This is a genomic window from Veillonella dispar (genome assembly GCF_937975875.1).
Classification (GTDB): domain Bacteria; phylum Bacillota; class Negativicutes; order Veillonellales; family Veillonellaceae; genus Veillonella; species Veillonella dispar_B.
The window spans coordinates 1-4,954 of record NZ_CALJSP010000152.1 but is presented as its reverse complement, the minus strand read 5'-3'; the positions used below and the strand labels follow the sequence as shown (position 1 = coordinate 4,954).

Here is a 4,954-nt window from a genome sequence, read left to right as displayed (position 1 = left end):
CACAGCTGGCGGAAAATCGGCCACAAAGGCAGGTGCAGGAAAGACTCCGAGAGGACATATTATAAAAAGGAGAATTCAGATGAAGGAACTGGAAAAGACCTACAATCCGGCGGAAATTGAAGACCGCCTCTATGACAAATGGCTGAAGGGAAAATATTTCCACGCAGAAGTAAACAGAAGTAAGAAACCATTTACCATTGTTATGCCGCCGCCAAATATTACCGGCCAGCTGCATATGGGACATGCACTGGATAACACCATGCAGGATATCCTGATCCGCTATAAGAGAATGCAGGGATACGAAGCATTATGGCAGCCAGGAACTGACCATGCAGCGATCGCTACAGAAGTTAAGGTTATCAACAAGCTGAAGGAAGAAGGCATCAGCAAGGCAGATCTTGGAAGAGAAGGCTTCTTAAAGGAATGCTGGAAGTGGAGAGAAGAATACGGCACCCGTATTGTAAAACAGCTTCACAAATTAGGCTCTTCCGCTGACTGGGACAGAGAGCGTTTCACTATGGACGAAGGCTGTTCTGACGCAGTTTTGGAAGTTTTTATCAAATTATATGAAAAAGGATATATTTATAAAGGTTCCCGTATTGTAAACTGGTGCCCTGTATGCAAGACTTCTATTTCTGATGCAGAAGTAGAGCATGTAGAGCAGGACGGTTTCTTCTGGCACATCAACTACCCGGTAGTAGGAGAGCCAGGACGCTTCGTAGAGATCGCAACAACCAGACCTGAGACTCTCTTAGGCGATACTGCAGTTGCTGTAAACCCGGATGATGACCGTTACAAGGATATTGTTGGAAAGATGCTGCAGCTGCCATTAACCGACCGTCAGATCCCGGTTATTGCAGATGAGTATGTAGATAAGGAGTTTGGTACCGGCTGCGTTAAGATCACACCTGCTCATGACCCCAATGACTTTGAGGTTGGAAAGCGCCACAACTTAGAGGAGATCGTTATCTTAAATGATGACGCTACCATCAACGTACCTGGACCATACTTTGGCATGGATCGTTATGAGGCAAGAAAGGCCATGGTAGCAGACTTAGACAAGATGGGCCTGTTAGTAAAGGTTGTTCCTCATTCCCACAATGTAGGTACCCATGACCGCTGCAAGACCACAGTAGAGCCTATGGTAAAACAGCAGTGGTTTGTAAAAATGGATGAAATGGCTAAACCTGCCATTGAAGCATTAAAGAGCGGCCAGTTAAAATTCGTTCCGGAAAGTTTTGGAAAGACTTATCTTCACTGGTTAGAGAACATCCGTGACTGGTGTATTTCCAGACAGTTATGGTGGGGCCACAGAATTCCTGCTTATTACTGCCAGGACTGCGGTGATGTAGTTGTTGCAAAAGAAGCTCCAACTGTATGCCCGAAGTGCGGTAAGAACCATTTCAAGCAGGATGAAGATACTCTGGATACCTGGTTCTCCTCTGCATTATGGCCATTCTCCACTCTTGGCTGGCCAAATAAGACAGAAGATCTGGATTACTTCTACCCAACTGATGTACTGGTAACCGGATATGATATTATCTTCTTCTGGGTTGCTCGTATGATTTTCATGGCTCTTGAGTTTGAACATGAAATTCCATTTAAACATGTATTTATTCATGGTCTTGTGCGTGATAGCCAAGGTCGTAAAATGAGTAAATCCTTGGGCAATGGTATTAACCCTCTTGAAGTTATCGACCAATATGGTGCTGATGCATTGCGTTTTACTCTCGTAACTGGCAATACACCTGGTAACGATATGCGCTTCTATATGGAACGCGTTGAAGCAAATCGTAACTTTGCTAATAAGATTTGGAATGCATCTAAATTTGTATTGATGAATCTTACAAATTATGATGAAAGCTTTGTTCCAACAGCAGATGATTTGACATTAGCAGACCAATGGATTGTTCAAAAATACAATGAAACAGTACAAAGTGTAACTTCTAACCTAGATAAATTCGAACTTGGTGAAGCTGCAAGCTCTGTATATGACTTCATTTGGAATACATACTGTGACTGGTATATTGAGTTAGCTAAACCTCGTTTATATAACGATGGTAATGAACGCGATCGTCGTACAGTTCAATACTTACTCGTAACAATCTTGCGTCACATGCTTGAATTATTACATCCATTCATGCCGTTCGTAACAGAACACATTTGGCAACACTTGCCTCATGAAGGGGATAGCATCGTTGTCACTAAATGGCCAGAAGCATTGAAGTTTGATAATCTTGAAGGTGCAGCACGTCAAATGGAAGTTATGATGGATGCCATTAAAGGTATTCGTAACATGCGTGCTGAAATGAATGTGCCTTTAGGTAAAAAAGCTGAGGTTATCGTTGCGCCAACAGATGAAGCATTGGCTCAAACTGTAGCAGATCATAGCGATTACTTTGTAACATTAGCTTGGGCTGAGAAGGTAACTATTCTTGGTGCCGATGATCCAAAACCAGAAAATGCGACTGTAACAGTTGTAAATGGTATGGAAGTATATCTCTTGCTTAAAGACTTAATCGATGGCGAAAAAGAAAGAGAGCGTATTGCAAAGGAAAAAATCCAAATGGAAAAAGAAATTTCTCGTTTGGAAGGTAAATTGTCTAACCAAGGCTTCCTAGCAAAAGCTCCTGAAGCTGTAGTAGCAAAAGAAAAAGAAAAGTTAGAAGAATATAAACAAAAACAACAAGCGTTATTGGAACGTGAAGCGTTCCTTGAAACCTTATAATAGGAGGTTTATATGACATATCAAGAGGCCTTAGCCTATTTAGAACAGGCATCTTCATTCGGTATTAAGCCTGGCCTTGAACGAATAACAGCCCTTATGGAAGCCTTAGGGAATCCACAAGAGGACTATAAAATTGTTCATGTTACAGGAACGAATGGTAAGGGCTCGGTTACCTCATATATTTCCTACGCACTGTTTACAAGTGGATTACGGGTGGGGCGATTTACATCGCCTCACCTTCAATCCTATACGGAGCGAATTCAAATCAATGATGGAAATATTACAGAGGAAGCCTTCGGTAATCTAATTAGCCGTGTAAAAGTGGCCGTTGATACTATCATTAGTAATGGAATAGAAGCACCAACGCAATTTGAAATCTTGACGGCTGCAGCCTTTTTGTTCTTTAAAGATCAAGCTGTAGACTATGCGGTGGTAGAAGTTGGCTTAGGTGGACTACTAGACTCCACAAATATCGTGACTCCAAAAGTATCTGTTATTACCAATGTAACAATCGATCATCAAGCCTACTGTGGTGATACTGTTGAGGAAATTGCACGTCACAAGGCAGGGATTATTAAATCTAAAGTCCCTGTTGTAACGGCTGCACAGGATGCACCTCTTCGTATTATTGAAGAGGTGGCTAAAGAGAAGCATGCTAAAGTATATGCTTTCAATAAAGATTTTGGTATCGATAGCCGTAGTGCCGTAACAGGTGGTCAAATGATTACGGTGAGCACTAATGATGCCGCTCCTGCTATGCTATTTACGACAATGGCAGGTATTCATCAATCTGTAAATCTCGCATGCGCATTGATGGCTGTACGTCTATTGATGAAAGAAGATAAGAGCATCAGTGAAGAAACGATGCGCGAAGGCTTTGCTCGTACTACGTGGGCAGGGCGTTTTGAAGTTAAACGCGGCTTAGATCGCACCTTTATCTTTGACGGCGCGCATAATGCGGCTGGCGCAGAATCCTTCAGTATGACCTATGGTGAGCTATTTAAGGACGCCCCAAAAACGATTGTGATGGCAATTCTTAAAGATAAAAATCAAGATGCCATTATTCGTGAAGTAGTTAAGGCAGGGGATACGGTTCTTGTAGTACCTGCACCTACAGATAGAACAGAAGTGCCAGAGGTTTTGGTTGAAAAAATACGTCACATTGTGCCAAAAGCTATAGCTCAAACAGCTGATTCTGTTGAAGAAGCATTGGCTTTAGCCTATAAACATACAAAGAATGGTGATATTATCGCTGTTTGTGGTTCTTTATATATTTTAGGAGATGCTCGTCAGTGGTTTAACCATGAGATGAGTCACTAAGGTGAGCCTATGGAACTCTCACTTATTCCTAATCAGAAGAGAATTACGTTCTATATAGAGCGTCTAATTTATGGTGTGGTGGTTGCTATGCCATTACAACCTATGGTGGGGGATGTACTTCTGTGGCTAGCGATAGGGCTTGCTTTATATGATTTGATATCTAGTAAATCACTGAGCTTACCAACGGGCTATTTATCCTGGTCTGTTATGATATTTGTGGTATGGACTGGCATATCTGCACTAGTATCAGAAAATTGGGATTGGTCAATTCAAAGTTGGTTTTATCAAATCGTAGCCAGCGGAGGAATGTATTATCTAGTTCGCACATACATTCAAACACCTAAACAGTGGAATTATTTTCTTCGTGCTCTATTAGGTACTGCTGTACTAGTGTGTATCATAGGAGCTTATCAATATGTATTTGTTCCTAATATTCATATAAAAGAGTGGGTAGATGCAGCACAGTTCCCAAAATTGATGCGACGTATGTCATCTACATTACAAAACCCTAATTTATTGGGCGCTTATCTATTGATGGTACTCAGCGTATGTATCAGTTATATCTTGGTATATATGAAAGAAAATCGTACCCGCGAAGTTGTTACGATGCTCGTTATAGGGATTATATTGTTCTTAACGATGCTATTAACCTATTCTAGAGGCATTTGGATTAGCTTTGCGGCGATGATCCTCTACTGGGCTATCTTTGTAGAAAGAAGATTATTCTTATCCCTATTAGTAGTGCCAATTATCTTGTACTTTTATGATGGTGAAATCGCCTCGAGACTATGGTCCATATTCCAAGGTCATGATACGTCAGCTGATCTTCGATGGGCTTTATGGGATAGTACTATGTATATCGTACGTGAAAACCCAATCTTTGGCTTCAGTCGCAGACCTCAGGCG

3 protein-coding genes are annotated in these 4,954 nt (G+C 41.5%); all 3 read left to right on the top strand.

Annotated features, from left to right (window positions below; translation table 11 throughout):
- Positions 1 to 79 precede the first annotated feature (79 nt).
- Complete coding sequence (locus tag Q7P05_RS07320; RefSeq protein WP_303931376.1) at positions 80 to 2,728, top strand: valine--tRNA ligase; 2,649 nt, start codon at positions 80 to 82, stop codon at positions 2,726 to 2,728.
- A 12-nt stretch (positions 2,729 to 2,740) separates the two neighbouring features.
- Positions 2,741 to 4,048: a folylpolyglutamate synthase/dihydrofolate synthase family protein gene (locus Q7P05_RS07315; RefSeq protein WP_303931374.1), complete on the top strand. Its 1,308-nt coding sequence runs from the start codon at positions 2,741 to 2,743 to the stop codon at positions 4,046 to 4,048.
- 9 nt (positions 4,049 to 4,057) lie between these two features.
- A partial coding sequence (locus Q7P05_RS07310) for an O-antigen ligase (protein ID WP_303931372.1) occupies positions 4,058 to 4,954 on the top strand: 897 nt, incomplete at its 3' end.

Bases quoted from the DNA above. Each gene is read 5' to 3' on its own strand.
- Q7P05_RS07320 (WP_303931376.1), top strand. From the start codon at position 80: ATGAAGGAACTGGAAAAGACCTACAATCCGGCGGAAATTGAAGACCGC.
- Q7P05_RS07315 (WP_303931374.1), top strand. From the start codon at position 2,741: ATGACATATCAAGAGGCCTTAGCCTATTTAGAACAGGCATCTTCATTC.